A 1988-nucleotide genomic window follows, 5' to 3' on the forward strand; every position below is an offset into this window, starting at 1 on the left:
GGGGTGATGGGTGGTTGGTCGTTGTTTGAGAACTGCACAGTGGACGCGAGCATCTGTGGCCAAGTTTTTAAGGGCGCACGGTGGATGCCTTGGCACCAGGAACCGATGAAGGACGTGGGAGGCCACGATAGTCCCCGGGGAGTCGTCAACCAGGCTTTGATCCGGGGGTTTCCGAATGGGGAAACCCGGCAGTCGTCATGGGCTGTCACCCTTGCCTGAACACATAGGGCAAGTGGAGGGAACGCGGGGAAGTGAAACATCTCAGTACCCGCAGGAAGAGAAAACAACCGTGATTCCGGGAGTAGTGGCGAGCGAAACTGGATGAGGCCAAACCATATGCGTGTGAGACCCGGCAGGGGTTGCGTATGTGGGGTTGTGGGATTTCTCTTTCACGGTCTGCCGGCCGTGAGACGAGTCAGAAACCGTTGATGTAGGCGAAGGACATGCGAAAGGTCCGGCGTAGAGGGTAAGACCCCCGTAGTCGAAACGTCAACGGCTCGTTTGAGAAACACCCAAGTAGCACGGGGCCCGAGAAATCCCGTGTGAATCTGGCGGGACCACCCGCTAAGCCTAAATATTCCCTGGTGACCGATAGCGGATAGTACCGTGAGGGAATGGTGAAAAGTACCGCGGGAGCGGAGTGAAATAGTACCTGAAACCGTGTGCCTACAAGCCGTGGGAGCGTCGCGCATTGAGTTTACTCAGTGCGTCGTGACTGCGTGCCTTTTGAAGAATGAGCCTGCGAGTTTGCGGTGTGTTGCGAGGTTAACCCGTGTGGGGAAGCCGTAGCGAAAGCGAGTCCGAATAGGGCGATTTAGTAGCGCGCTCAAGACCCGAAGCGGAGTGATCTAGCCATGGGCAGGTTGAAGCGGCTGTAAGAGGTCGTGGAGGACCGAACCCACCAGGGTTGAAAACCTGGGGGATGACCTGTGGTTAGGGGTGAAAGGCCAATCAAACTCCGTGATAGCTGGTTCTCCCCGAAATGCATTTAGGTGCAGCGTCGTGTGTTTCTTGCCGGAGGTAGAGCACTGGATAGGCGATGGGCCCTACCGGGTTACTGACCTTAGCCAAACTCCGAATGCCGGTAAGTGAGAGCGCGGCAGTGAGACTGTGGGGGATAAGCTCCATGGTCGAGAGGGAAACAGCCCAGAGCATCGACTAAGGCCCCTAAGCGTACGCTAAGTGGGAAAGGATGTGGAGTCGCACAGACAACCAGGAGGTTGGCTTAGAAGCAGCCACCCTTGAAAGAGTGCGTAATAGCTCACTGGTCTAGTGATTCCGCGCCGACAATGTAGCGGGGCTCAAGCGTACCGCCGAAGTCGTGTCATTGCAGCAATACGCCCAACGGCGGCTGTGATGGGTAGGGGAGCGTCGTGTGCCGGGTGAAGCCGCGCCGGAAGGCAGTGGTGGACGGTTCACGAGTGAGAATGCAGGCATGAGTAGCGATACACACGTGAGAAACGTGTGCGCCGATTGACTAAGGGTTCCTGGGTCAAGCTGATCTGCCCAGGGTAAGTCGGGACCTAAGGCGAGGCCGACAGGCGTAGTCGATGGATAACCGGTTGATATTCCGGTACCCGCTGTGAAGCGTCAAACATTGAACCAGGCGATGCTAAGTCCGTGAAGCCGCCCCGGAGCCTTCGGGCAAAGGGGAGTGGTGGAGCCGACGGACCAGACCTGCAGTAGGTGAGTGATGGGGTGACGCAGGAAGGTAGTCCATCCCGGGCGGTGGTTGTCCCGGGGTAAGGGTGTAGGACGTCAGGTAGGTAAATCCGCCTGGCACATAGTCTGAGACCTGATGCCGAGCCGATTGTGGTGAAGTGGATGATCCTATGCTGTCGAGAAAAGCCTCTAGCGAGTTTCATGGCGGCCCGTACCCTAAACCGACTCAGGTGGTCAGGTAGAGAATACCGAGGCGTTCGGGTGAACTATGGTTAAGGAACTCGGCAAAATGCCCCCGTAACTTCGGGAGAAGGGGGGCCATCACC

General features: G+C 57.4%; 1 rRNA gene (cut by a window edge). It reads left to right on the plus strand.

What is annotated here, in order from left to right:
• The first annotated feature begins 57 nt into the window (after window positions 1–57).
• Window positions 58–1988 (plus strand): 23S ribosomal RNA (locus ABZ656_RS56430); it runs 1292 nt beyond the window's last position.

The sequence above is a fragment of the Streptomyces sp. NPDC007095 genome, assembly GCF_040634475.1.
Lineage (GTDB): Bacteria > Actinomycetota > Actinomycetes > Streptomycetales > Streptomycetaceae > Streptomyces.